At 72.5% G+C, this 23,370-nt stretch carries 23 protein-coding genes; 6 read left to right on the forward strand and 17 right to left on the reverse strand.

Annotated elements, in window-relative coordinates:
• The 4 genes from ACNF49_RS47275 to ACNF49_RS47290 all read left to right on the forward strand — a co-directional run bounded on the left by ACNF49_RS47275 (position 1) and on the right by ACNF49_RS47290 (position 3,273).
• A complete protein-coding gene (locus ACNF49_RS47275; protein WP_352365297.1) occupies positions 1-999 on the forward strand; it encodes an adenosine deaminase in 999 nt (332 codons plus the stop codon).
• Between the two features lie 100 nt (positions 1,000-1,099).
• Positions 1,100-1,822, forward strand: coding sequence for a GAF and ANTAR domain-containing protein (locus tag ACNF49_RS47280; RefSeq protein ID WP_482941800.1), 723 nt, complete (start codon positions 1,100-1,102; stop codon positions 1,820-1,822).
• 7 nt (positions 1,823-1,829) lie between these two features.
• Positions 1,830-2,648 (forward strand): alpha/beta fold hydrolase, encoded by an 819-nt coding sequence (locus ACNF49_RS47285; RefSeq protein ID WP_482941801.1) that lies wholly within the window; start codon positions 1,830-1,832, stop codon positions 2,646-2,648.
• Positions 2,649-2,697: 49 nt separating this feature from the next.
• A complete protein-coding gene (locus tag ACNF49_RS47290; RefSeq protein WP_357988051.1) occupies positions 2,698-3,273 on the forward strand; it encodes a helix-turn-helix domain-containing protein in 576 nt (191 codons plus the stop codon).
• Here ACNF49_RS47290 and ACNF49_RS47295 read toward each other — a convergent pair.
• The 6 genes from ACNF49_RS47295 to ACNF49_RS47320 are packed head-to-tail and all read right to left on the reverse strand — an operon-like array spanning position 3,270 to position 10,299.
• On the reverse strand, positions 3,270-4,019 hold the full coding sequence (locus tag ACNF49_RS47295; protein WP_482941802.1) for an ABC transporter ATP-binding protein: 750 nt from the start codon (positions 4,017-4,019) through the stop codon (positions 3,270-3,272). The two genes, ACNF49_RS47290 and ACNF49_RS47295, sit on opposite strands and share 4 nt — an antisense overlap.
• On the reverse strand, positions 4,016-5,017 hold the full coding sequence (locus ACNF49_RS47300) for an ABC transporter ATP-binding protein (protein ID WP_482945683.1): 1,002 nt from the start codon (positions 5,015-5,017) through the stop codon (positions 4,016-4,018). The genes ACNF49_RS47295 and ACNF49_RS47300 overlap by 4 nt, the downstream gene beginning before the upstream one ends.
• A gap of 2 nt (positions 5,018-5,019) precedes the next feature.
• Positions 5,020-5,859 (reverse strand): ABC transporter permease, encoded by an 840-nt coding sequence (locus tag ACNF49_RS47305; RefSeq protein WP_482941803.1) that lies wholly within the window; start codon positions 5,857-5,859, stop codon positions 5,020-5,022.
• Positions 5,856-6,809 carry an ABC transporter permease gene (locus ACNF49_RS47310; RefSeq protein ID WP_482941804.1) on the reverse strand — a complete coding sequence of 318 codons (954 nt, stop codon included), beginning with the start codon at positions 6,807-6,809 and terminating at the stop codon, positions 5,856-5,858. The genes ACNF49_RS47305 and ACNF49_RS47310 overlap by 4 nt, the downstream gene beginning before the upstream one ends.
• Positions 6,809-8,680, reverse strand: a complete 1,872-nt coding sequence (locus ACNF49_RS47315) for an alpha/beta hydrolase family protein (RefSeq protein ID WP_482941805.1) — start codon at positions 8,678-8,680, stop codon at positions 6,809-6,811. Before ACNF49_RS47315 ends, ACNF49_RS47310 begins: the two co-directional genes overlap by 1 nt.
• A complete protein-coding gene (locus ACNF49_RS47320; RefSeq protein ID WP_482941806.1) occupies positions 8,680-10,299 on the reverse strand; it encodes an ABC transporter substrate-binding protein in 1,620 nt (539 codons plus the stop codon). Before ACNF49_RS47320 ends, ACNF49_RS47315 begins: the two co-directional genes overlap by 1 nt.
• A gap of 130 nt (positions 10,300-10,429) precedes the next feature.
• Here ACNF49_RS47320 and ACNF49_RS47325 point away from each other — a divergent pair, with 130 nt between their 5' ends.
• On the forward strand, positions 10,430-10,666 hold the full coding sequence (locus ACNF49_RS47325) for a glutaredoxin domain-containing protein (RefSeq protein WP_482941807.1): 237 nt from the start codon (positions 10,430-10,432) through the stop codon (positions 10,664-10,666).
• A gap of 12 nt (positions 10,667-10,678) precedes the next feature.
• Here ACNF49_RS47325 and ACNF49_RS47330 read toward each other — a convergent pair whose 3' ends face one another.
• The 8 genes from ACNF49_RS47330 to ACNF49_RS47365 form a co-directional block, all read right to left on the reverse strand.
• Positions 10,679-12,214, reverse strand: coding sequence for a PucR family transcriptional regulator (locus ACNF49_RS47330; RefSeq protein WP_357988068.1), 1,536 nt, complete (start codon positions 12,212-12,214; stop codon positions 10,679-10,681).
• Positions 12,205-12,867, reverse strand: coding sequence for a TenA family protein (locus ACNF49_RS47335; protein ID WP_357694398.1), 663 nt, complete (start codon positions 12,865-12,867; stop codon positions 12,205-12,207). The genes ACNF49_RS47330 and ACNF49_RS47335 overlap by 10 nt, the downstream gene beginning before the upstream one ends.
• Before the next feature lie 9 nt (positions 12,868-12,876).
• Positions 12,877-13,350 (reverse strand): GNAT family N-acetyltransferase, encoded by a 474-nt coding sequence (locus ACNF49_RS47340; protein ID WP_357988074.1) that lies wholly within the window; start codon positions 13,348-13,350, stop codon positions 12,877-12,879.
• Between the two features lie 146 nt (positions 13,351-13,496).
• On the reverse strand, positions 13,497-14,234 hold the full coding sequence (dapB, locus tag ACNF49_RS47345) for a 4-hydroxy-tetrahydrodipicolinate reductase (RefSeq protein ID WP_357988077.1): 738 nt from the start codon (positions 14,232-14,234) through the stop codon (positions 13,497-13,499).
• A 112-nt stretch (positions 14,235-14,346) separates the two neighbouring features.
• Positions 14,347-15,654, reverse strand: a complete 1,308-nt coding sequence (locus tag ACNF49_RS47350; RefSeq protein WP_357988081.1) for a M16 family metallopeptidase — start codon at positions 15,652-15,654, stop codon at positions 14,347-14,349.
• Positions 15,655-15,700: 46 nt separating this feature from the next.
• Positions 15,701-18,037 (reverse strand): polyribonucleotide nucleotidyltransferase, encoded by a 2,337-nt coding sequence (locus ACNF49_RS47355; RefSeq protein ID WP_482941808.1) that lies wholly within the window; start codon positions 18,035-18,037, stop codon positions 15,701-15,703.
• A gap of 396 nt (positions 18,038-18,433) precedes the next feature.
• Positions 18,434-18,703 (reverse strand): 30S ribosomal protein S15, encoded by a 270-nt coding sequence (gene rpsO, locus ACNF49_RS47360; protein ID WP_195896693.1) that lies wholly within the window; start codon positions 18,701-18,703, stop codon positions 18,434-18,436.
• A 185-nt stretch (positions 18,704-18,888) separates the two neighbouring features.
• On the reverse strand, positions 18,889-19,815 hold the full coding sequence (locus ACNF49_RS47365) for a bifunctional riboflavin kinase/FAD synthetase (protein WP_482941809.1): 927 nt from the start codon (positions 19,813-19,815) through the stop codon (positions 18,889-18,891).
• Between the two features lie 102 nt (positions 19,816-19,917).
• Here ACNF49_RS47365 and ACNF49_RS47370 point away from each other — a divergent pair, with 102 nt between their 5' ends.
• On the forward strand, positions 19,918-20,937 hold the full coding sequence (locus ACNF49_RS47370; RefSeq protein ID WP_482941810.1) for a TRM11 family SAM-dependent methyltransferase: 1,020 nt from the start codon (positions 19,918-19,920) through the stop codon (positions 20,935-20,937).
• A gap of 71 nt (positions 20,938-21,008) precedes the next feature.
• Here ACNF49_RS47370 and truB read toward each other — a convergent pair whose 3' ends face one another.
• Genes truB through rbfA form a run of 3 tightly spaced genes read right to left on the reverse strand, consistent with a single transcriptional unit; the run spans position 21,009 to position 23,337 of the window.
• Positions 21,009-21,881: a tRNA pseudouridine(55) synthase TruB gene (gene truB, locus ACNF49_RS47375; RefSeq protein WP_357988093.1), complete on the reverse strand. Its 873-nt coding sequence runs from the start codon at positions 21,879-21,881 to the stop codon at positions 21,009-21,011.
• The gene (locus ACNF49_RS47380; protein WP_482941811.1) at positions 21,863-22,900 is read right to left on the reverse strand and encodes a DHH family phosphoesterase; all 1,038 of its coding nucleotides are present in this window, start codon (positions 22,898-22,900) and stop codon (positions 21,863-21,865) included. The genes truB and ACNF49_RS47380 overlap by 19 nt, the downstream gene beginning before the upstream one ends.
• Positions 22,897-23,337, reverse strand: coding sequence for a 30S ribosome-binding factor RbfA (rbfA, locus tag ACNF49_RS47385; protein WP_482941812.1), 441 nt, complete (start codon positions 23,335-23,337; stop codon positions 22,897-22,899). The genes ACNF49_RS47380 and rbfA overlap by 4 nt, the downstream gene beginning before the upstream one ends.
• Positions 23,338-23,370 lie beyond the last annotated feature (33 nt).

Raw genomic sequence — 23,370 nt, forward strand, 5'->3', positions numbered from 1 at the left:
ATGAAGGACTTCATCGCCGGTCTCCCCAAGTGCGAGCTGCACCTGCACATCGAGGGCACGCTGGAGCCGGAGCTCAAGTTCGACCTGGCCCGGCGCAACGGCATCGCACTGCCCTACACGTCGGTCGAGGAGATGCGGGCCGCCTACTCCTTCGACGACCTCCCCTCCTTCCTCACGGTCTACTACGAGGGCATGCAGGTGCTGCGCACCGAGCCCGACTTCTACGACCTGGCCATGGCCTACCTGCGCAAGGCCGCCGAGCAGAACGTGCGCTACGCCGAGATCTTCTTCGACCCGCAGGCGCACACCTCGCGCGGGGTGCCGTTCGACGTGGTGATCCGCGGGCTGCGGCGGGCGCTGATCGACGCCGACCGGCAGCTCGGCGTGCGGGCCCAGCTCATCATGTGCTTCCTGCGCGACTTCCAGGCTGAGTACGCGATGGCGACGCTGCTGGAGTCGCTGCCGTACAAGGAGTGGATCGTCGGCATCGGCCTGGACTCCGACGAGAAGGGCAACCCGCCGGCCAAGTTCGCCGCCGTGTACGAGCGGGCCCGCCAGGAGGGCTACCTGCTGACCATGCACTGCGACGTCGACCAGGACAACTCGATCGAGCACATCCGGCAGGCGATCGAGGAGATCGGCGTCGACCGGATCGACCACGGCGTCAACATCCTGGAGGACCAGCGGCTGGTGGACCTGGTGCTGGCCCGCGGCATCGGCCTGACCTGCTGCCCGATCTCCAACGGGTACGTCACCGACTCCATGAAGGCCGAGGGCATCCGCAAGCTCATGGAGCTCGGCGTGCGGGTGACGATCAACTCCGACGACCCGGCGTACTTCAACGGGTACGTGGGCGAGAACCTGGTGGCGCTGCAGGAGGAGCTGCAGCTCACCCGCGAGGAGCTGGCCCGGCTGGAGCGCAACGCGTTCGAGATCACCTGGCTGCCGCGGCACCTGAAGGACGCCTACCTGGCCGAGGTCGACGCCTACCTCGCCTGAGGAATCCCGGGAATCCTCCGGCGGGGCCCGCTTAGAACCCCGCTGGAGGGGCAGGCTGTCTGGTCGCAGGCGTGAGCCGCAGCCGAGCGCGAGGGATTTGTTGAACAGGACCGCTGTTCCGGCCGGGATCGACGAGTTCGAACGGGCACTGGTGCGGAGTGTCGTCGTCGCCGCCCGCGCGATGCCCGACTCTCCGCTGGTCAGCGTGACGTTATGCACCGAACGCGGCATCCGTTCGGCGGCGTGCGCGCACGCCCGTGCCGGGATGCTCGACGGCCTGCAGTCGGCGGCCGGGCGGGGGCCGAGCTTCGACGCGATCGAGGCCGGGCGGGCGGTCACGGCGGCCGGTCTGGCGGCCTCCGACGCCCGCTGGGGCTCCTTCCGCCCGCAGCCGCACGGCATCCGCAGCCTGCACGCCGAGCCGCTGACCTCCCAGGGGCGGCTGCTGGGCACGCTCAACCTCTACTCGGCGGGCGCGGCCGGCTTCGCCGCGCCGACGCACGTCGCGGCGCAGGTGAGCGCCGCGACGATCGGCGTGCTGTTCGACGTGGCGATCGGCGCGGCCCGTACGCGGGAGGTGTCGGCGCAGCTGAAGGAGGCGCTCGGCACCCGTCCGGTCATCGACCAGGCGATCGGGATCGTCATGGCCCAGCGCCGCTGCACCGCGCACCAGGCGTTCGAGATCCTGCGCAACGTCTCCCAGGACCGCAACGTCAAGGTGCACCACGTCGCGGCGACGATCGTCCGGTCGGTGAGCGGCAGCCCGCCGCAGCGGCCGCGGTTCGAGGATCCGCCGCCCGACGACCACGGTCACCCGGCATAATCGCCCCATGCCCTCCTTTCTCGCCCACGACGGGACCGAGCTGGCCTATCACGTATCCGGGACGGGCGAGCCGCTGGTGTGCGTGCCCGGCGGCCCGGGCCGCGCCTCCCACTACCTGGGCGACCTCGGCGGCCTGCCCCGACGGCTGATCCGGCTGGACGGCCGGGGCACCGGCGACTCGGCGATCCCGGCCGACCCCGGGACGTACCGTTGGGACCGGCTGGCCGAGGACGTCGAGGCGCTGCGGGAGCACCTGGGACTGGACCGCATGGACCTGCTGGCGCACTCGGCGGGCGCGAACGTGGCCGTCCGGTACGCCGGGCTGCATCCGGCCCGCCTCAGATCGTTGTGCCTGGTCGCGCCCTCGCCGGTCGCCGTGGGGTGCACGCCGACCGAGGAGGACTGGCAGGCCGGTCTGGAGCTGCGCGCGCACGAGCCGTGGTACGCCGCCGCCCTGGCGGAGTTCCTGGCGGACGAGGGCGTGGAGCGCCACCGGTTCTTCTACGGCCACTGGACCGAACGCGCCGCGGCCCATTCCGCCGGGGCCGAGGAGGAGTGCGGCGAGGCCGCGGCGGACGGCTTCTACGCGCCGTCCCCCGTGACGCCCGAGGAGGTCAGGGCCGGGCTGGCCGCCCTCGACGCGCCGGCGCTGCTGCTGACCGGCGACCTGGACGTCCACCCCTGCCGCCTCTACGCGCGGCCCTTCGCCGCCCTGTTCCGCGACGCCACGCTGGTGACGCTGCCCGGCGCCGGCCACTTCCCGTGGGTGGACGACCCGGCCGCGTTCGTCTCCGCGGTGACAGGCTTCCTGGACAAGGTGGCCTGACGCGCAGGGCATGATGGGGGTGGACGCCGGGACAGGAAGGACTCACCACGTGCGGCAGGAACTCGCGGTCACCAACGGGCAGGCCGCCGGGGTGCGCGGCGCGCTGGCGGGCAACCTGCGGCGCACGCGGCTGGCCCGGGGGTTCAGCGTCCGCGAGCTGGCCGAGCTGACCGGGGTGAGCAAGGCGCTGATCTCGCAGATCGAGCGCGGCGTGGCCAATCCGACGATCGAGGTGCTGACCCGGCTGGCGGGCGCGCTGGAGCTCACCTTCGCCGAGCTGACCCGTACCCGGCTCGCCGAGCCCGAGGTGCTGCGCAGGAGCGAGGGGCTGCCGGTGGCCGTGGGCGACACGACCGTGCGCGGCCTGTTCGCGGCGGCCGACCGGCGGCGGTTCGAGCTGGCCGAGGGCGAGCTGCCGCCGCTGACGCGCAGTGCCAGGAGCGCCCACGGCCACGGGTCCGTGGAGCACGCCTACGTGGTGTCCGGCGAGGTGACGGTCGAGAGCGACACGTGGTCGGTGCGGCTGGGCGAGGGCGACGCGGTGCGGTTCGGGGCCGAGGTCGACCACGTCTACTCGACCGGCGAGCGCGGCTGCCGGATGCTCACGCTGATCTCCTACGACTAGCCGGGCCAGCGGCTGCTTCCGTCGGGCACGCTGGCCAGCAGCTCGCGGGTGTAGGGGTGGGCGGGGGCGTCCAGCACCTGGTCCACGTCGCCGGTCTCGACGCATTCGCCGGCCCGCAGCACGTACAGGCGGTCGGCGAGCTGGCGGACGACGGCCAGGTCGTGGGTGATGAACAGCAGGCCCATGCCCAGGCGTTCCTTGAGCCCGGCGAGCAGGGTGAGCACCTGCGCCTGCACCGAGACGTCGAGGGCGGAGACGGGCTCGTCGCAGACCAGCAGGCGGGGCTCGCCGGCCACGGCCCGCGCGATGGCCACGCGCTGCCGCTCGCCGCCCGACAGGCCGGCCGGGCGCTTGCGGGCGAGTGCGGGGTCGAGGCCCACCAGGCGCAGCAGCGCGCCGACGTCCGTGGGGCGTCCCTCGGCGGCGAGCGCCTCCTTGAGCGTCGCCCCGACGGTACGCGCCGGGTTGAGCGTCGAGTACGGGTCCTGGAAGATCATCTGGGCCGTCCGGCGGGCCTGGCGCACCGCCTGGCGGGACATGCGGGTGTGGTCGGAGCAGTCGAGCCCGTCGAGGGTGACGACGCCCGCGTCGGGGCGTTCCAGGCCGGTGACGCAGCGGGCCAGCGTGGTCTTGCCCGACCCCGACTCGCCGACGACGGCCACGACCTCGCCCGGCGCCACGGTCAGGTCCACGCCGGCCAGGGCCGGGCGCGACGCGCCCGCGTACGTCTTCCGCAGGCCGGTCACCGCCAGCAGGGGCGCGGCGGCGGTACGCGGCGGCGACGGCACGCCCGGCGGGGGCGGCGGCGCCTCGGGCAGCGCGGCGGCCCGTACGCAGGCCGACAGGCGAACCTCCGCGCCCGGCACGGGCACCAGGGCGGGGACGCCCGCGCGGCACTCCTCCCCGCGTGCGCGCACCGGTCGGCGAACCCGCAGCGCCCGGCCACCGCGTCGTGGGCCGGCACCGAGCCCGGCACGGACGGGATGACCGGCAGCCGCCGGTCGGCGGGCGGCTCGGCGGCCAGCAGCGCCCGCGTGTACGGATGCCGCTGCTCCTCGCGCAGCTCGGCGGCGCACCCGACCTCCATGACCCGGCCCGCGTACATGACCACGACCCGGTCGCACATCGAGAACGCCAGCCGCAGGTCGTGGGTGATGAGCAGGAACGTCATATCCCGTTCGCGCTGGATACGGCGGATGAGGGCGAGGACCTCGCGCTGCGTGGTGGCGTCGAGGGCGGTGGTCGGCTCGTCGGCCAGCAGGATCCGCGGCGCGGCGGCCAGTGCGCAGGCCAGGCCCACCCGCTGCCGCATGCCGCCGGAGAGCTGGAAGGGGTAGCGGCCCGCCACCTCGCCCGGCAGGCCCACCTCGGCCAGCAGCCGCGGCACCTCGGTCTTGGGGTCGGCGCCCTCCGGCAGGCCGTCGGCGATCTGCTTGCCGGCCCTGCGCAGGGGGTTGAGCAGCGTGAACGGGTCCTGCATGAGCAGCGAGACCGTGCCGCCGCGCTGCCGCCGCCTGGCCTTGGGGTCGTCGTCGACCCGCCGCCCGTCGATCTCGACCCGGCCGGTGGACTCCAGCCCGGCTGGCAGCAGCCCGAGCAGCGCGCGGACGGTCAGCGACTTGCCCGAGCCGGACTCGCCCACGATGGCCACCGACTCGCCGGCGGCGACCTCGAAGGACACCTGCGACAGCAGCGTACGGCCGGTGTCCGGCTGCCGTACGGTCAGGTCGGCCACCCGCAGCATGGTCACCGGCCCCTCCGCTCGAAACGTTCGTGCAGCCAGTCGCCCACCAGGTTGAGCGCGGCGGCGGTGACGATCACGGCCAGGCCGGGCGCGATGACCGCCCACGGGTTGGCCAGCAGTTGGGTGCGGTTGTCGGCCAGCGTGCGCCCCCAGTCGGGCGAGCCGGCCGGCACGCCCAGGCCGAGGAACGACAACGACGACAGGGAGACCAGGGCGAAGGCGAAGTTCAGGAAGGCCGAGGCCAGGCTGACGGGGACGATGTTCGGCCAGATGTGCCGGGTCATGATCCGCCAGGACGACAGGTTCTTGAGCAGGGCCGCCTCGACGTAGGGCCGGTGCCGCTGCTCCAGGACCGCGCCGCGCACCACGCGCGTGTCGGTGGGCGCGAACAGCACGACCAGCACGGCCACGGCCAGGCCGTAGCCGCCGCCGAGCACGCCCGCCACGACGATCGCGACCAGCAGCGCGGGCAGCGAGAACATCAGGTCGGCCCCGCGCATGACCAGGGTGTCCGTCCAGCCGCCGAAGTACCCGGCGGCCAGGCCGAGCAGGTTGCCGATCAGCATGGAGCCGACGGCCACGGCGAACGCCCCCGGCACGGCGGTGCGGGCCCCCGCGACGAGCAGGCTCAGCACGTCGCGGCCCAGGTCGTCGGTGCCGAGCGGGTGGCCTGGGCCGGGCATGGAGATGCCGGTCATCAGGTCCTGGGCGGTGGCGCCGGGGACCAGCCAGGGCGCGAACGCGGCGGCGGCCACGACGGCCACGAGCACGGCCAGGGCCAGCGGCACCGCGATCGGGAACCGGCGGATGAGGGCACGCCCGCGCGTACGGCCCGCGGTCACGACGCGCCCCCGCCGAGCCGCACGCGCGGGTCGGCCACCGAGTAGGCGACGTCCACCAGCAGGTTGACGGCGGCGATCAGGAGGGTGAGCAGCAGCGCGAGCGCCTGCACCACGGGCACGTCCTTGAAGGTGACCGAGTCGACCAGCAGCGACCCGAGCCCCGGCCGCGCGAACGTGACCTCCACCAGCACGGTCCCGGCGAGCATGCCGGTGACGACGAGCCCGGCCGCGGTCAGGACGGGCACCAGCGAGTTGCGCACGGCGTAGCCGAGCACGACGGGCGCGCTCAGGCCGCGGGCGCGGGCGAAGACCACGTAGTCCTGGTCGAGCTCGCGGACGAGCGCGGCCCTGCTGAAGCGCAGCAGCATCCCGGCCGCCCCGGCCGCCAGCGCGACGGCGGGCAGCGTCAGGTGCCACAGCTCGCTCGCGAACCCCTCCCCCGTGCCGTAGACGGGGAACCAGCCGAGCCCCAGCGCGAACACCACGAGCAGCAGCAGGCCGACCGCGAACGGCGGCGCGCTCAGCCCCACCACCCCGGCGGTCACCACCAGGCGGTCGCTCGCCCGGCCCTTGCGCAGCGCGCCCAGCACGCCGAGCGGCAGCCCCGCCAGCGCGGCCAGGAGCGTGCCGTAACCGGTCAGGACGAGCGTGCGCGGCAGGCGTTCGCCGAGCATCGCGGCGACCGGCTGGCCGGTCCTGATCGAGGTGCCGAGGTCGCCGCCGAGCACGCCGCCGAGCCAGCGCAGGTACTGGACGGCGACGGGGTCGTCGAGGTGGTAGCGGGCCCGCAGGGCGGCGATCGTGTCGGCGGTGGCCGGACGGGTGCCGAGCAGGGTCTGCTGGATGTCACCCGGGGCCAGGTAGAGCAGGCCGAACACGCCCGCCGACAGCAGCAGCACGACGGCCGCGGTGCCCGCGGACCTGCGCAGCAGGAACCCGGCCCAGCCCATCACAACACCCCGCCCCCGGTCAGCCAGCCGATCACGCGCTCCGCCGCGTCCCTGCGGTGGGCGGGCTCGACCAGCTCGTGACCCTCCCGAGGGTAGAGGACCAGCTGAGTGCTCACGCCCGCCGCCGACCAGGCACGATAGAGCTGTTCCGCCTGGCCGGGAGGGGTGGTGCGGTCGCGCTCGCCGTGCAGGATCAGGGTCGGGGTGGCGGCCTTCGCGGCGTGGTGCACGGGTGAGCGGGCGGCCAGGCGTTCGCGTCCCTCGCTGGTGGCCGGGTCGGCGCCGGCGTGGTAGAGCGTGTCGAAGCCGCCCGCGAGGTTGCTGGCGGTGGAGAAGCTCAGCCAGTCGCTCACGCCGGACATGACGACGGCGGCGCGGAAGCGGCTCGTGCGGGTGACGGCCCAGGCGGTCAGGTAGCCGCCGTAGCTCAGGCCCATGACCGCGGTCCGGTCCGGGTCGGCGACGCCGGCGGCGACCAGGTGGTCCACGCCGGCCAGCACGTCGTCCAGGTCCGCCGCGCCGACCTGGCCGATGACCGCGCGGGCGTAGTCCTGGCCGCGGCCGCTGCTGCCCCTGGGGTTCGGCAGCAGGACGGCGGCGCCGGCGTGCGCGAGCGGCACGGCGAGCTGGTTGGACTCGGCGGGCGCGAACGAGCTGGACCACAACCAGGTGGGCCCGCCGTGCACCATGACGACCAGTGGCCTGGGGCCCTCTCCGGCGCCGGGGGTGGTGAGCAGCAGGCCGCTGACCGGCAGGCCGTCGCGGCCCGTCCAGGTGATCTCCTCCTGGTGCGCCGCCAGCCCGGCCAGCCCGGCGTTGAGCGCGGTGACCGGGCGCCAGTCGCCCTCCCGGAGGACGGCCACGGCGACCTCGGGCGGCAGCTCGGGGCTCTCCCAGCAGGCCGCGGCCACCGTGCCGGTGCGGTCCACGGACAGCGAGGGCTGGCCGTCGCGGCCGCCCAGCGTTCCCCGGGCCGTCCAGCGGCTCAGCACGCGGCCGTCGGCGGCGCTGAGCACCCCGCCGTGCACGCCGGTGCCCGACCAGCCGGTGAACCACAGGGTGTCGTCGTCCAGCCAGCCGAGGTCGGTGACGTCGTCCAGGTCGCCCAGGTACGCGACCTCCCCCGTGACCAGGTCGGCCCGCAGGACGCGGCCCGAGACGATCGACAGCCCCTCGACCACCACGGCGGCCCGCCCGCCCGGGGCCAGCCGGGGCCGGGCGAGCTGCCAGGACGTGCGGTGCAACGTGCGCACCTCGCCGTCCTCGACCAGGTCGAGCCGGGGCCGGTAGTACCCGGCGGGCGTCTCGTCCGGCGAGGTCACGGCCAGGGCCCGGCGCCCGCGCCAGTCGGCGTCCCACACGGTCAGGCCGGGCAGCGCGAGCTCGCGCGGGCGGTCGTCGCCGATCTCGAACCAGGCCAGGCGGCGCAGCCGCCCGCCCGGCGTCAGGACGAAGGGGTCGGACGGGTCGTGCACGCGCAGGCCCAGGTGGCTGCCGTCGCGCTCGCTGCCGGGGTCGGCCAGCCGGACCAGGACGGTGCCGTCGTCGCCGGGGACCAGGTCCTCGATCTCGCCGTCCACGCGGGCCCGCCAGCCGTCGACGGCCAGCTCGGACGGCGACGGCGTGCGCAGCAGCCGCCCGTCGGGCAGCCAGCGGACCAGGCCGTGGCAGTCGCCCGCGGCCTCCATGGCGCCGTCGAGCGCGCCGTCGAGCGCGACGACGTACGCGACGCCGTCGATCACGCAGGCGACGCGGTCGCCGTCGGGGTGCAGCGACACCGACTCGGGATAGCGCATCCCGGCCAGCGCCTGGTGCACGTCGATGGGGTCGGTCGTCCCGGCCGCCCGGTGCCCGTGGATGGCGTCGGTCATCAGCGTGCGGCCACCTTCGTCGCCCACGGGCCGACGAAGAAGTAGGGCCCGAAGCCCTCGGCGGCGACCGCCTTGCCGAACGCGGTGGCCGCCTCGCCCCACCACAGCGGCTGGTACGGCACGTCCGCCGCCGCCCTGACCAGCGCCTGGCCGAGCAGCTTGCCCCGGGCGGCGTCGTCGGTGCCCGCCTTGGCCTTGTCCAGCAGGCCGGTCACCTCGGCGTTGTCGTACTCGGCGATGTTGGTGCCGTTCTCGCCGGTGGCGCCGCCGTGCAGGAGCTGCTGGACGTACTCGGCGGGGTCGCCGGTGGTGGCGAAGTACCAGCCGAGGTAGACGCCGGAGCCGTGCTTGCCGAGGTCGGCGATCCACTGTTCGAGCGGCACCTCCTTGACCTCCAGCGTGATGCCGATGGTCTTGAGGTTCTCGGCCAGGGTGAGCGCCGCCCGGCCGAGCTGCGGGCCGCTGCTCGGGTACGTGAGCGTGTCGGCGAACCCCTGCGGCGTGGCCGACTTCGCCAGCTCGGCCTTGGCCTGGGCCAGGTCGAAGCCGTACTGGGGGATGGACGCGTACAGGGCGGCGACCCCGGCCTCGTCCAGCACGCCGCCCCACTGGGCCGGGTCCGGGATGGCGGTGGCGACCTTGCCGTGGCCGCGCAGCACGCTCCTGACGATGCCCTCCCGGTCCACGGCGTGCGCGACGGCCCGGCGCACGTGCACGTCGTCCCAGGGCTTCCTGGCCGTGTTGAAGGCCAGCGTGACCAGCGAACGGTCGGCGGCGGTCAGCACCTGCGCGCCCTGCACCGCCTTCCACTGGTCGATCTGCTCGGCGGGCACGTTGAGCGCGACGTCCACGTTGTCGCCGCGCATGGCCAGCAGCCGCGTGGACTCCTCGGCGATGAAGTCGATCCTGATCTGCCTGAAGGCCGGCTTGCCGCCCCGGTAGGCGTCGTTGCGCTCCAGCGTGACGTGCGAGTCGGGGGCGAACTCGGCCACCTTGTACGGCCCCGTCCCCAGCAGCTTGCCCTCCGGCGTGCCGATGCGCTCACCGGTGGCCTGGATGAACTTCGCGCTGGTCACCAGCAGCGTGCCGGGCGTGGGCACCCACGCGAACGCCGCGTCGGGGCTCTTGAGCTTGATCGTCACCTCGGCGTCGCCGGTGGCCTCGATCGTGTCCACGTTGGCGTAGGCGTAGGCGAAGGCGGTGGTCGAGCCCTTCTTGGCGTGCAGGTTCAGGCTGGCGACCACGTCGGCGGCGGTGAGCGGGCTGCCGTCGGAGAACGTCACGCCGCTGCGCAGCTTGTAGACGTAGGTGGTGGCGTCCTTCCTGGTCCAGGACTCGGCCAGGGACGGCTGGAGGCTGCCGTCCGGGCCGACGCCGACCAGGGACTCCTGCACGAGGAGGGCGACGACGTAGTTCATGATGCCCGCCTCCTTGGCCGCGTCCAGCGACCCGATGGAGGAGGGCAGCGCGACGCGCAGGACGTCGAGGCTCTTCTTGGCGCCCGTCCCGGCGGGCTCGGCCGGCCCGCACGCCGACAGCAGGCCGGGCAGCACGGCGAGTGCCCCCGCGAAGGCGGCGGACCGCAGGACGGAACGCCGGGAAACAGGCAGATCGGCCACCGGGGGACCCTACTTTCACACGACCGGTCAACCCGCCTAGCTGCAGTGTCTACCGGTAAACTCCAGTTGGCACACGAGAGTATTCGGCGCCTGTGCCACCAGTCAAACCCACCTAACGAATCGGAAATACATGATCACCGTGTACAGCGCTCCCTGGTGCGGTCACTGCCACCGGCTGAAGGCGCAGCTGTCCCGCGCCGGCATCCCGTACACCGAGATCGACGTGGACGAGACCCCCGGCGCCGTCGAGCACATCGCCGAGCTCAACGGCGGCTCCTGGCTCATCCCCACGGTCGTCTTCCCGGACGGCTCCGCCCTGGTCAACCCCGGCGTGGAGGAGGTGCGGGCGCGCCTCGGCGCATCCTGAGGGCCGGCATCCTCAGCGCATCCTGAGGGCCAGCATGAAGTCGACCCGCTCGTCCCAGGAGTTGAGCGACCTGCCGGTCAGCTCCTCGATCCGGCGCAGCCGGTAGCGCAGCGTGTTGACGTGCACGTGCAGGCGCTCGGCCGTGGCCGCCCACGAGCCCGACTCCTCCAGGTACGCCTGCAACGTCTCCAGCAGATCCGTCTGGTTGGCCGCGTCGTACGACTCCAGCCGCCCCAGCAGCCGCGACCGGAACGCCCGGCGCAGCTCCCCCGGGATGGCGGCCAGCAGCGTGCGGTGGGAGCTGACGTCGTCGCCGGTGATCACGCTGACCCGGTCGCCGCTCAGGCCGGCCAGCGTGAGCGCGTGCCTGGCCTCCTCGATCAGGCTGCTCAGCGCCGCCGGGCCGGTCGTCACGCTGCTCATCCCGAGCGTGATGCGGCCCTGACCGAGCCCCGCCTCCAGGGTGCGCGCGCCCCTGAGCACGTGGGCCGTCAGCTCGTCGGCCGTGTTGCCCGCCAGCGGGACGAGCGCGACCGCCTCGGCGGGGCCGGTGGCCGTGACGATGCCGGGCGCCAGCGGCCGCAGCAGCTCGTCCAGCACGGGCACGGCGACCTCGTCGCCGCCGCCGTCGAGCCGCGCCGACAGGGCGACCGCCAGCAGGCCGTGCTCGGTCTCCACGTGCAGCGTGTGCAGCCGCGAGACCACGCCGGGCAGCGCCGCGTCGCCGGACTCCAGCAGCGTCAGCAGCTGGTCGAGCACCCGCCGCTCGATGCGCTGCGCCGCCTCCAGCCGCGAGCGCTCCAGCGCCACCAGCGCGGCCAGCTCGACGACCAGGTCCTCGTTCTCCCCCTGCACCTGCTCGCCCGCGTACGCCAGGAACCAGTTGGCGATGCGGTGCGGCGCCCCCTTGCTGACCGGGAACACCGACAGCGCCGTGCCGTCCTCCTGCGTCACCATCCCCGGCAGGAAACGCGCGGTCAGGAACGTGTGCGCCAGCCGCAGCCGGGCCGCGGCGGGAAGCGGCTGGGAGCCGACGACCACCCGGCCCGTGGGCGAGAGCACCCAGCAGGGCACGTCCAGCTCGCCCGCCACCGCCGTGACGAGCTTGGTGAGGCTGCCGCCGTCGACCAGGGTGCTGGCCAGCCGCCTGCGGGCGGCGTACGCGGGCCGCGGCGGCGTGCCCAGCTCGGCGATCAGGGCCCGCAGCACGTGCTCGGTGACCTGGCTGAACGGCACGTCCACCGGCAGGGTCAGCAGCGGCAGGCCGGCCTCGGCGCAGGCGTCGATCAGGTCGGCCGGCGGCACCTTGAGCGCGGTGCCGGCGACCAGCGCCGCCACGTCCCCGAGGTTCGCGACGAAGTCACGCGAGGAGGCCGGGCCGGTGTGCCAGGTCAGCTCGGTGAGCACCAGCTCGCCCGCCTTGACGAACATGGCCGGGTCGGGCAGGTCGGTCGTGGCGACACCGCGTACGCGCCGGTCGAGCAGGTCGTGCCCGGTCAGCACCTTCAGGGCGAGCTGGCCGGCCTGGAGGAGGTCCCTCAGCCGCATGGCCAGCCTTCCCGGCGCCAGGCCGCGTCCCAGAACATCCACTCGTAGCGGGCCGTGGTGAGCGCGCGGTCGAGCAGCCGCAGCCGCTCCTCGCCGCCCGGCGCCAGCCCGTCGAGCAGGTCGAGCACCCCCGCCACGGTCTCCTGGTAGCCCTCGCCGCCGTAGGTGTCGATCCACCAGGCGTAGAGCGGGTCGGGAGAGGAACGGCCGAGCAGGGTCTCGCCGACCCGGGCGTAGATCCAGTAACAGGGCACGATCGCGCCCAGCGCCTCCGGGAACGTGCCCAGCGAGCACGTGCGCACCAGGTACGACGTGTAACCGACCGTCGTGGGCCCGGCGGGCGTCTTGCGCGCGTCGGCCTCGTCCAGCCCGAACGCCGCCAGCAGCTCGACCACGAGGCTGTGCTCGACCTCGACGGTCATGGCGGCGTCGCGGGCGAAACGCTGCACGCCGGACGGCTCCGGCGAGCGAGCCGCACAGGCCGCCAGCGCCCTGGCGTAGTCGGGCAGGAAGTGCGCCTCCTGCACCACGTAGTGGCGGAACGCCTCGCGCGGCAGGGATCCGTCGGTCAGCCCCGACAGGAACGGGTGGGCCAGGATCTGGTCGTACACACCGCCGACGACCTGCCACAACTCATCACGAAACCGGCTCACCCGCCCAGGCTATCGGCGCATCACGACCCGCGGCGCCACCTCGATGCCCAGCTCTCGCTCGTGTTCCACCAGCGCGCGCAGCTCCGGACCCCACTCGGCCTCGGGCAGCACCGCGAAGCCGTGCCGCTCGTACCAGGGGGCGTTCCAGGGCACGTCGCGGAACGTCGTCAGCGTGACCGCCGGCGCCCCGACCGCCCGCGCGTGGTCGGCCACCGCCTCCACCAGCCGCCCGCCGATGCCCTGCCGCATGTGGTCGGGGTGCACCGCGAGCTGGTCGAGATGCAGGTTGCCGTCGACCCAGCCGATCATCGCGAACCCGGCCGGCGGGTCGCCCTCGACCAGCACCGAGGCCGCGTCCGTCACGTCCTCGACCATGGTCGTGCCCGCCGGGAAGACTATGCCGGCCTGCTCGAACAGCTTGTCGGCGGCCAGTTCCACGGAGATCAGCCCGGCAAGCTCGCCCGGGTCCGCCCATCGCACCATGACGACACGGTCTCATGTTTCGGGTGGACCACGCCGCTGGTATTAGTGTTGATGATCGTAGGCCCGGCTGTGCGGAGCCGGGACCCTCTCCTCACGACGTGCCCATGACCCCGGTCCGCTGCGGTCATGGGCACGTCGTGCAGCGGTCACAGGTCGAGCAGGGGCTCCAGGCCCACGGTGAGGCCGGGCAGCTCGCGCACCCGGCGCACGCCCAGCAGCACGCCCGGCGTGAACGCCGACCTGCTCATCGTGTCGTGCCGGATGGTGAGGATCTCGCCGTCGCCGCCGAGCAGCACCTCCTGGTGGGCGATCAGCCCGGACAGGCGCACCGCGTGCACGTGCACCCCGCCGACGTCGGCGCCGCGGGCGCCGTCGAGTGCGGTGCTGGTGGCGTCGGGCATCCCGCCGAGCCCGGCCTTGCCGCGCGCCTCGGCCACCAGCTCAGCGGTACGCCGGGCGGTGCCCGAAGGGGCGTCGGCCTTGTTCGGGTGGTGCAGCTCGATGATCTCGACGGACTCGAAGTGGCGGGCCGCCTGCTGCGCGAAGTGCATCATGAGCACGGCCGCGATGCCGAAGTTGGGGGCGATCAGGCAGTTGACGCCCGGCGACCGCTCCAGCCACCCGCGCACGGTCTCCAGCCGACCGGCGTCGAAGCCCGTGGTGCCCACCACCGGGTGCACACCGTGGGCGATGGCCCATTCCAGGTTGCCCATGACCACGTCGGGATGGGTGAAGTCGACCACCACCTCGGCGCCTTCGAGCCCCTCGACGGGATCGTCCTTGTCGAGCGCGGCCACCAACTCCAGGTCGTCCGCAGCCTCGACCGCCTTGCACACCTCGACGCCCACGCGACCACGCGCGCCCAGCACACCAACCCTGATCACGCCCCCAACCCTATTACGCCCGCCACCCCCTCCCAAGCACCCCCCGAACCGAGAGGGGGAGAGCGGAACCCCGCTCTCCCCCTCGAAAAGAACCCCAGCCGGGGCGGACCGCTCAGGCGATGGCGTCCGAGAAGTCCTTGTCCCCGTACGGCCCGATGACGGCCAGCGTGAGCGGCCGGCTCAGGACGTCACGGGCGACCTCGCCGATCTCGTCGGGAGTGACCGCCTCGATCCGCGCCAGCACCTCGTCCACCGACATCAGCTCGTCGTAGACCAGCTCGTTCTTCCCGATCCGCGACATGCGCGACCCGGTGTCCTCCAGCCCGAGCACGAGCCCGCCGCGCATCTGCCCCTTGCCGCGCATGATCTCGTCGGCGGTGATGCCTTCGGCCACCACCCGGGACACCTCGTCGCGGCAGATCTTGAGCACGTCGTCGATCTTCGAGGGCAGGCAGCCCACGTAGATCCCGAACTGCCCGGTGTCGGCGTAGGCCGAGGTGTAGCTGTAGGCCGAGTAGGCCAGCCCGCGCTTCTCCCTGATCTCCTGGAAGAGCCGGGAGGACATGCCGCCGCCCAGCGCGGCGTTGAGCACGCCGAGCGCGAACCTGCGGTCGTCGGTGCGGGACATGCCGGTCGTGCCGAGCACCAGGTTGGCCTGCTCGGTCGGCCGGTCCAGCACCCTGACCCCGGAACGGGTCTCGGCGCCCGGCCCGCTGGTGCGCGGCGGGGCGAACTCGTAGGGGCCCTCCAGCGCGCCCGCCCGCTCGTACGCGCGGGCGACCAGCTCGACGACCTCCTCGTGCCGCACGTTCCCCGCCACCGACACCACCGTGGTACGCGGCCGGTAGTACCGGTGGTAGTACTCGGCGATGCGCTCGCGGCCCAGGGCGTTGATCGAGTCGACCGTGCCCAGGATGGGCCGGCCGATCGGCGAGTCACCGTAGAGCGCGGCGGCGAACTGCTCGTGCACCACGTCGGACGGGTCGTCGTCGTGCATGGCGATCTCTTCCAGGATCACCCCGCGCTCGGACTCGACGTCCTCCTCGGTGACCAGCGAGCTGGTCACCACGTCGGCGAGCACGTCGACCGCCACGGGCAGGTCCTCGTCGAGGACCCGCGCGTAGTAGCAGGTGTACTCCTTGGCGGTGAAGGCGTTGATCTCGCCGCCGATGCCCTCGATGGAGGCCGAGATCTCCATCGCGTCCCGCGTGGGCGTGCCCTTGAACAGCAGGTGTTCGAGGAAGTGCGTGGCCCCCATGTGCTCGGGGGCCTCGTCACGCGAGCCGATGCCGACCCACATGCCGACCGCGACGCTACGCACGGTCGGCATGGTCTCGGTCACCACACGGAGCCCGCCCGGCAGGACGGTGCGCCTGACGACCCCGGCTCCGTCCTTTCCGGGGTGCAGCGTGGTGGTCATCACGAGGCCTCCTGCTTCGGGGGTGCCGAGAACTGTGGTTGCCCGGTCACGAGTTGCGGTCGTCGCCCTCGTTGGGGCGGCTGGTGCGCACGCGGGTCCGGGTGCGGCGCGGCCGCTCCGGCTTGTCCTCGGCGGCGGCGGAGTCGGCCTCGGGCGCGGGAGCCTCGCCGTCCTCGTCGCCGGTCGCGGCCTTGGCCTCCTTCTCGGCGGCCTCCTTCTCGATGACCTCGACGGGCACGAGGGAGAGCTTGCCCCGGCCGTCGATCTCGGCGATCTCGACCTGGATCTTCTCGCCGACGCCCATGACGTCCTCGACGTTCTCGATGCGCTTGCCGCCGTGCAGCTTGCGGATCTGGGAGACGTGCAGCAGGCCGTCCTTGCCGGGCATGAGCGAGACGAACGCGCCGAAGGCCGCGATCTTGACGACCGTGCCCAGGTAACGCTCGCCGACCTCGGGCATGTGCGGGTTCGCGATGCTGTTGATCGCCGACCGGGCCGCCTCGGCGGAGGGCCCGTCGGTGGCGCCGATGTAGATCGTGCCGTCGTCCTCGATGGTGATCTCGGCGCCCGTGTCGTCCTGGATCTGGTTGATCATCTTGCCCTTCGGGCCGATGACCTCGCCGATCTTGTCAACCGGAACCTTGATCGTGATGATGCGCGGCGCGGTCGGGTTCATCTCCGCCGGGGAGTCGATCGCCTCCTGCATCACGTCGAGGATCGCCAGACGGGCGCCCTTGGCCTGCTTCAGCGCGGCGGCCAGCACGGAGGCGGGGATGCCGTCGAGCTTGGTGTCGAGCTGCAGGGCGGTGATGACGTCCTTGGTGCCGGCGACCTTGAAGTCCATGTCGCCCATGGCGTCCTCGGCGCCGAGGATGTCGGTCAGCGTGACGTAGCTGCCGCCCTCGCTGATCAGGCCCATCGCGATGCCGGCGACCATCTCCCTGAGCGGCACACCGGCGTCCAGCAGCGCCATCGTGGAGGCGCAGACCGAGCCCATCGAGGTCGAGCCGTTGGAGCCCAGGGCCTCGGAGACCTGGCGGATGGCGTACGGGAACTCCTCGCGCGAGGGCAGCACCGGGATGAGCGCCCGCTCGGCCAGCGCGCCGTGACCGATCTCGCGGCGCTTGGGCGAGCCCACGCGGCCCGTCTCACCGGTGGAGTACGGCGGGAAGTTGTAGTTGTGCATGTAGCGCTTGGTCCGCTCGGGGTTGAGCGTGTCGATGTTCTGCTCCATGCGCAGCATGTTCAGCGTGGTGATGCCCAGGATCTGGGTCTCGCCGCGCTCGAACAGGGACGAGCCGTGCACCCGGGGCACCACGTGGACCTCGGCCGACAGGGCGCGGATGTCCTTGGTGCCACGGCCGTCGATGCGGACGCCGTCCTTGACGACCCGCTCGCGCATGAGCTTCTTCATCACCGAGCGGAACGCGGCGGAGATCTCCTTCTCGCGCCCCTCGAACTCGGGCAGCAGCCGCTCGGCGGCCAGCGCCTTGACCTTGTCGAGCTCGCTCTCGCGCTCCTGCTTGCCGGCGATGGTCAGCGCGGCGGCCAGCTCGGTCTTGATCGCGGCCTCGACCGCGTTGTAGACGTCGTCCTGGTAGTCGAGGAAGACCGGGTACTCGGTGGTCTCCTTGGCGGCGACCTGCGCGATGCGGGACTGCGCCTCGCACAGCACCTTGATGAACGGCTTGGCGGCCTCAAGGCCCTGCGCGACGGTCTCCTCGGTCGGCGCGACCGCGCCCTCGGCGACCAGCTTGAGCGTGTCCTTGGTGGACTCGGCCTCGACCATCATGATCGCGACGTCGCCGTCGTCGAGCACGCGGCCCGCCACGACCATGTCGAACGTGGCCCGCTCCAGCTCGGGGTGCGTCGGGAAGGCCACCCACTGGCCCTCGATCAGCGCGACCCGCACGCCGCCGATCGGGCCGGAGAACGGCAGCCCGGCGAGCTGCGTGGACAGCGAGGCGGCGTTGATGGCGACCACGTCGTAGAGGTGGTCGGGGTTGAGCGCCATGACCGTGGCGACGACCTGGATCTCGTTGCGCAGCCCCTTGACGAACGACGGGCGCAGCGGCCGGTCGATCAGGCGGCAGGTCAGGATCGCGTCCTCGGACGGACGACCCTCACGGCGGAAGAACGAGCCGGGGATGCGGCCCGCGGCGTACATGCGCTCCTCGACGTCGACCGTGAGCGGGAAGAAGTCGAAGTTCTCCTTGGGAGCCTTGGACGCGGTGGTGGCCGAGAGCACCATCGTGTCGTTGTCGAGATAGGCGACGGCGGAACCCGCCGCCTGGCGCGCGAGACGGCCGGTCTCGAACCGGACCGTGCGCGTGCCGAAAGAGCCGTTGTCAATGACGGCTTCAGCGGTGTGGACACCCTCCACGGGGGACCTCCTTGTGGTCGGTCACCCGCGCCCTCTTTTCTCACCGGCACCCTCGTGCCTATGAAAGGACCCGCTCGTCAGATTGCCGCCCATCCGTCGTGCCCGGTGGCACGGTGGCGGCGATCCATCAGCGCGTCTCCCCATAGAAGGTGCAGCGCCGGTCTTCGATCGAAGCGCCCGGTCGTTCTTACCGGAAGCCACTACCGAGGACCGGCCCGCAGGCGTCGCGGGTCGCATGGTGCTGAATCGGACGCGGGGGCTGTGTGTCTCGGATATTCAGTTGTACGCCGACGGCGCGGCGGCTCGCCGCCACGACGCGCCGGTCGTGTGTGCCCCTACCCACATGGGCGGAGCCATATGAGAAGGGAGCGGCGTCCTACGCCGCTCCCTTTCATGTTATCGGCGCAGACCGAGTCGCTCGATGAGCGAACGGTAACGCTGGATGTCGACCTTCTGCAGGTACTTCAGCAGACGACGCCGGCGACCGACGAGCAGAAGCAGGCCACGACGGCTGTGGTGGTCGTGCTTGTGCGTCTTCAGGTGCTCGGTGAGCTCGCTGATGCGCTTGCTGAGCAGCGCGATCTGCACCTCGGGCGAACCTGTGTCGCCTTCGGTCGTCGCGTACTCGCCGATGATGGTCTTCTTGGCAGCGGTGTCGAGGGACACGGCTCTCCTTCGATCTACGGACACGCGCGAATGAGATGAGAGTGCGAACGACCGTGCGTGCCTACAGTCGCCGCGTGAAGGCCGTCATGAGCAGCGCAGAGCGCCACCGTTACAGAGCCGACATGCAAGGTTACCATCGGAGTCAAGCGTTTCACGCCCGCGACTGCTGACGTCGCCGCCCGGTGTCACGACGTGATGTGGCGGGCGGCGTCGACGTCGGCGTGGATCTGGTCGATCAGCGCCTCGATCGACTCGAAACGGGTGTTGCCCCTCAGCCGGGCGGCGAACTCCACCGCCACGTGCACCCCGTAGAGCTCCAGGTCGTCGCGGTCGAGCGCGTACGCCTCCACCGTACGCGGCACGCCCTCGAACGTCGGGTTAGTCCCCACCGAGATCGCCGCCGGCCACCGCTCGCCCTCGTACGGCGCGGGCAGGTTGGCCACCGGGACGCACTCCAGCCACCCCGCGTAGACCCCGTCGGCCGGGATGGCCGTCTGCTGCGGCGTCTCGACGTTGGCCGTCGGGAAGCCGAGCTGCCGCCCCCGCTGGTAGCCGCGCACCACCACGCCCTCCACCCGATGGGGACGGCCCAGCTCGGCGGCGGCCCCCTCGACGTCACCGGCGACGATCAGCTCGCGGGCGGAGGTCGAGGAGATGCCGTCGAGCAGGGGCACCACCTCGACCTCGAAGTCGTACTTGTCGCCCAGCGTGCGCAGCGTCTCGACGTCGCCGACGGCGTGGTGCCCGAACGTGAAGTCCGCCCCGACCACGACCACCGCCGCTCCGAGGCGCTCGCTCAGCATGCCCTGGGCGAAGTCGTCGGGGCTCGTCCGGGACAGGTCGAGGGTGAACTCCACCACCTCGACGTCGTCGATGCCCAGCTCGGCCAGCAGCTCGGCGCGCCGCTTGAGCGTGGTCAGCCGCGCCCGCCGGGTGCCCGGCAGCACCACCTCGTCGGGATGCGGCTCGAACGTGACCGCCACGCTGCGCGCCCCCCGCTCGCGGGCCAGCTCGACCGTCCGCTCGATCACTTTGCGATGCCCGCGATGGACCCCGTCGTACACGCCGATGGTCACCACAGACCTTCTCGAACCCCGCACGCTAGGCCCCATTCGTTCGTGGCAGATCAATCCGAGACAAGCCTGCCATGCACCTCCCGCTCACCTCCAATCGAGGGGCGGAGCGCGGTATTCCCGCAAGTAGGATGAGCCATCATGCCTCGATACGCGCTCCTGATCCTGCCCGCCTTCAACCGGGTCTACGGTGAGAGCTCCCCACGCCTGACCAGGGGCGAGCTGGCCGTCTTCAGCGACCACGCCATCGAGAACACCGTGCTGAGCAGCGCGGAGACCACCATCGGCGGCGTCCCGTACATCACGTTCGAGACCGCCGAGCCGCTCTCCGAGCCCGACGTCGCGCTGCTGTCCAACCTCTCCTCCGTCTACGCGGTCTTCGGCGTCGAGGGCGACCTGCTGCGCCCGCTGGCCATGCGCCCGCTCGACCGGCTGAGCAGCGACCTGCTGACCATCCAGAAATACGCCGGCAAGACCAACGAACACTTCACCAAGCTGCTGCTCAACGTCACCGTGCTCGCCTCCGACCGGCCCATGTCCGGCAGGTTGTCGGTGTTCGACCCGATGTGCGGCCGCGGCACCACCCTCAACCAGGCCCTCATGTACGGCTACGACGCCTACGGCCTCGACGTCGACGGCAAGGACTTCGAGGCGTACACGACGTTCATCAAGACCTGGCTGCGCAACAAGCGGCTCAAGCACACCGCCGAGACCGTGCCGGTGCGGCGGGCGCGGGCGCTGGTGGGGCGGCGGCTCAACGTCACGTTCGGGCTGTCGAAGGAGGCCGTCAAGGCGGGCGACGTGCAGCAGCTCGCCGTGGTCAACGCCGACACGCTCAAGAGCCGGGAGTTCTTCAAGCCCCGCACGTTCGACGTCGTCGTGACCGACGCCCCCTACGGCGTCCAGCACGGCAGCAAGGGCGGCGGCGGCCTGTCCCGCAGCCCGTTGGAGCTGCTGAGGCAGGCCGTGCCGGTCTGGGCCGAGCTGTTGCGCCCCGGCGGCGCGATGGGCATCTCCTGGAACACCTACGGCGGCAAGAGCGCCGAGCTGGCCGCGATCCTCACCGGCGCCGGCCTGGAGGTCATGGACTACCCCGACTTCGAGCACTGGGTCGACCAGGCGATCGTCCGCGACATCCTGGTCGCCCGCAAACCCGCCTGACGACGGGCCCGCGGGCCGGCCGCGAACACGGCGGGCCCTGGCCGCGAACACGGCCGGCCCGGCGGCGGCGCTCAGCCCGCGAACACGGCCAGCGGCTTGGCGATCCGGCCCTGCTCCTCCACCAGCGCCAGCAGCTCGCCCTCCGGCCCGAACACGCCGATCGGCCCGGCTCCGAGCCCGACCGCGGGCAGCCGGCCGCCGTGGCCGATCACGCGCGCCTCCTCGGCGGTCACATCCCGGCGCGGGAACGCCGCCGAGACTGCCTCGCCGATGGGCAGCACCACGCACTCCTCGGCGAGCTGGTCGATGCTCCGGGCCAGCGACAGGTCGTAGGGGCCGACCCGGGTCCGGCGCAGGCTCGTCAGGTGGCCGCCGACGCCGAGCGCGGCCCCCAGGTCGCGGGCCAGGGCCCGGATGTAGGTGCCGCTGGAGCAGGTGACGACCGCGTCGACGTCCATGACGTCGCCGGCGGCCCTGATGTCGAGCACGTCGAAGCCGTACACGGTCACGGGCCGGGCCGCGAGCGCGACCTCCTCGCCCGCGCGGGCCATCTTGTACGCCCGCTGCCCGTTGACCTTGATGGCGCTGACCTGCGGCGGCACCTGCATGATGGCGCCGGTGAGCGCCTCGACGCCCTTGTGCACCTCGGCCGCGCCCACCTCCGCCGCCGACGCCGTGGCCACGGTCTCGCCCTCGGCGTCGTCGGTGTTGGTGGACACGCCCAGCCGGATCGTGGCCTCGTAGACCTTCTCGGTCAGCGCCAGGTGCCCGAGCAGCCGGGTCGCCTTCTCCACCCCGATCACCAGCACGCCCGTGGCCATCGGGTCGAGCGTGCCGGCGTGCCCGACGCGGCGGGTGCCCGCGATGCGCCGCATCTTGGCCACCACGTCGTGCGAGGTCCACTCGCCCGGCTTGTCGACGATGATCAGACCGCTCTCGGCCATCCAGCCTTCCCCAGCTCTCGTCTGAACTTGGCCATGGTCTCCTCCACGCTGTCGTAGGAGGTGAACCCGGCCGCGTTGTGATGCCCGCCGCCGCCCAGCGCGGCGCACACGGCCGCCACGTCGACCCCGCCCTTGGACCTGGTCGACACCTGCCAGTCGCCGTGGTCGTCCTCCTTGAGCACGACCGCGACCTCGGCCTCGTCGGTGCGCCGGACGATGTCGATCATGCCCTCGATCTCCGAGTACGGCAGCCCGTACGCGGCCCGGTCGACCCGCGGCACGTACGTCCAGACCATCGAGCCCTCCAGCTGCACCCGGTCGAGCGCCCTGGCCAGCACCTTGAGGTAGCCGAACGGCGAACGGTCCCACAGCTCGCGGGCGATCTCGTCGGTGTGCAGGCCCGTGGCCACCAGCCGGGACGCCATCCGGTGCACGGCCGGCGTGGTCGAGGCGTAGCGGAAGGAGCCCGTGTCGGTCACCAGGCCGGTGTACAGGCAGGTGGCGATGTCCCGGTCGAGGCTGCCGCCGAGCCGGTAGATGAGCTGCTCGGCCAGCATGGCCGTGGCCGCCGCCTGCGGGTCGATGAGGCTGTGCGTGCCGAACCCGGCGTTGGACGGGTGGTGGTCGATCACGATGACCTCCTCCGCCCTGGCCGCGTTGGGGCTGAGCAGGCCCAGCCGCTCGAACGTGGAGGAGTCGAAGGTGATCATCAACGCCGGCGCCTCGGGGTAGTCGGCCGGCGGGCACAACATCTCCTGCCCCGGCAGGAACCGCAGGATCCGCGGGACCGCGAAGTACTGGTCACCGAAGGAGGCCACGACCCGCTTGCCGATCGAGCGCAGCACGTAACCGACGGCCAGCATCGAGCCGAGCGCGTCGCCGTCGGGCGACACGTGACAGGCCAGGGCGACCTCGTCGACCTGGCCGATGAGCTGGACCGCGCGCTCCCAGGCGGCCTCGGGGATCCCCGTGGCCTCCTGGGAGGGCTGCTCGGCTCGGGCGCGCACGTGCGACGTCACGCCTGGTCGTCCTCACCCTCATCGGGCTTCTTGTAGGGGTCGGCCTCGCCGGCGTAGGCCGCGCCCTCGGCCCGGCGCGCCACCTCGGCGTCCCGCGCCCTGGCGGCGTTGATCAGGTCGTCGAGCTGGCGGGCGCTGTCGGGCAGCGGGTCATGCCGGAACGCCAGCGTCGGGGTGAAGCGCACGCCGGTCTGGCGGCCCACCTCGGCGCGGATGATGCCCTTGGCGCTCTCGAGGGCGGCCGCGCTGTCGGACCGCTCGGCGTCGGAGCCGAACACCGTGTAGAACACCGTCGCCTCACGCAGGTCAGCCGTGATCCGCGTGTCGGTCACGGTGACGAAGCCCAGGCGCGGGTCCTTGATCCGGCGCTCCAGCATCTCGGCGACGATCTGCTGGATGCGGTCGGCGAGCTTGCGCGCTCGTGCGGCATCCACCATGTTCGCTCCCCCTCACGCACGACCTGGCCGTGC

The organism is Actinomadura sp. ATCC 39365 (assembly GCF_054392275.1).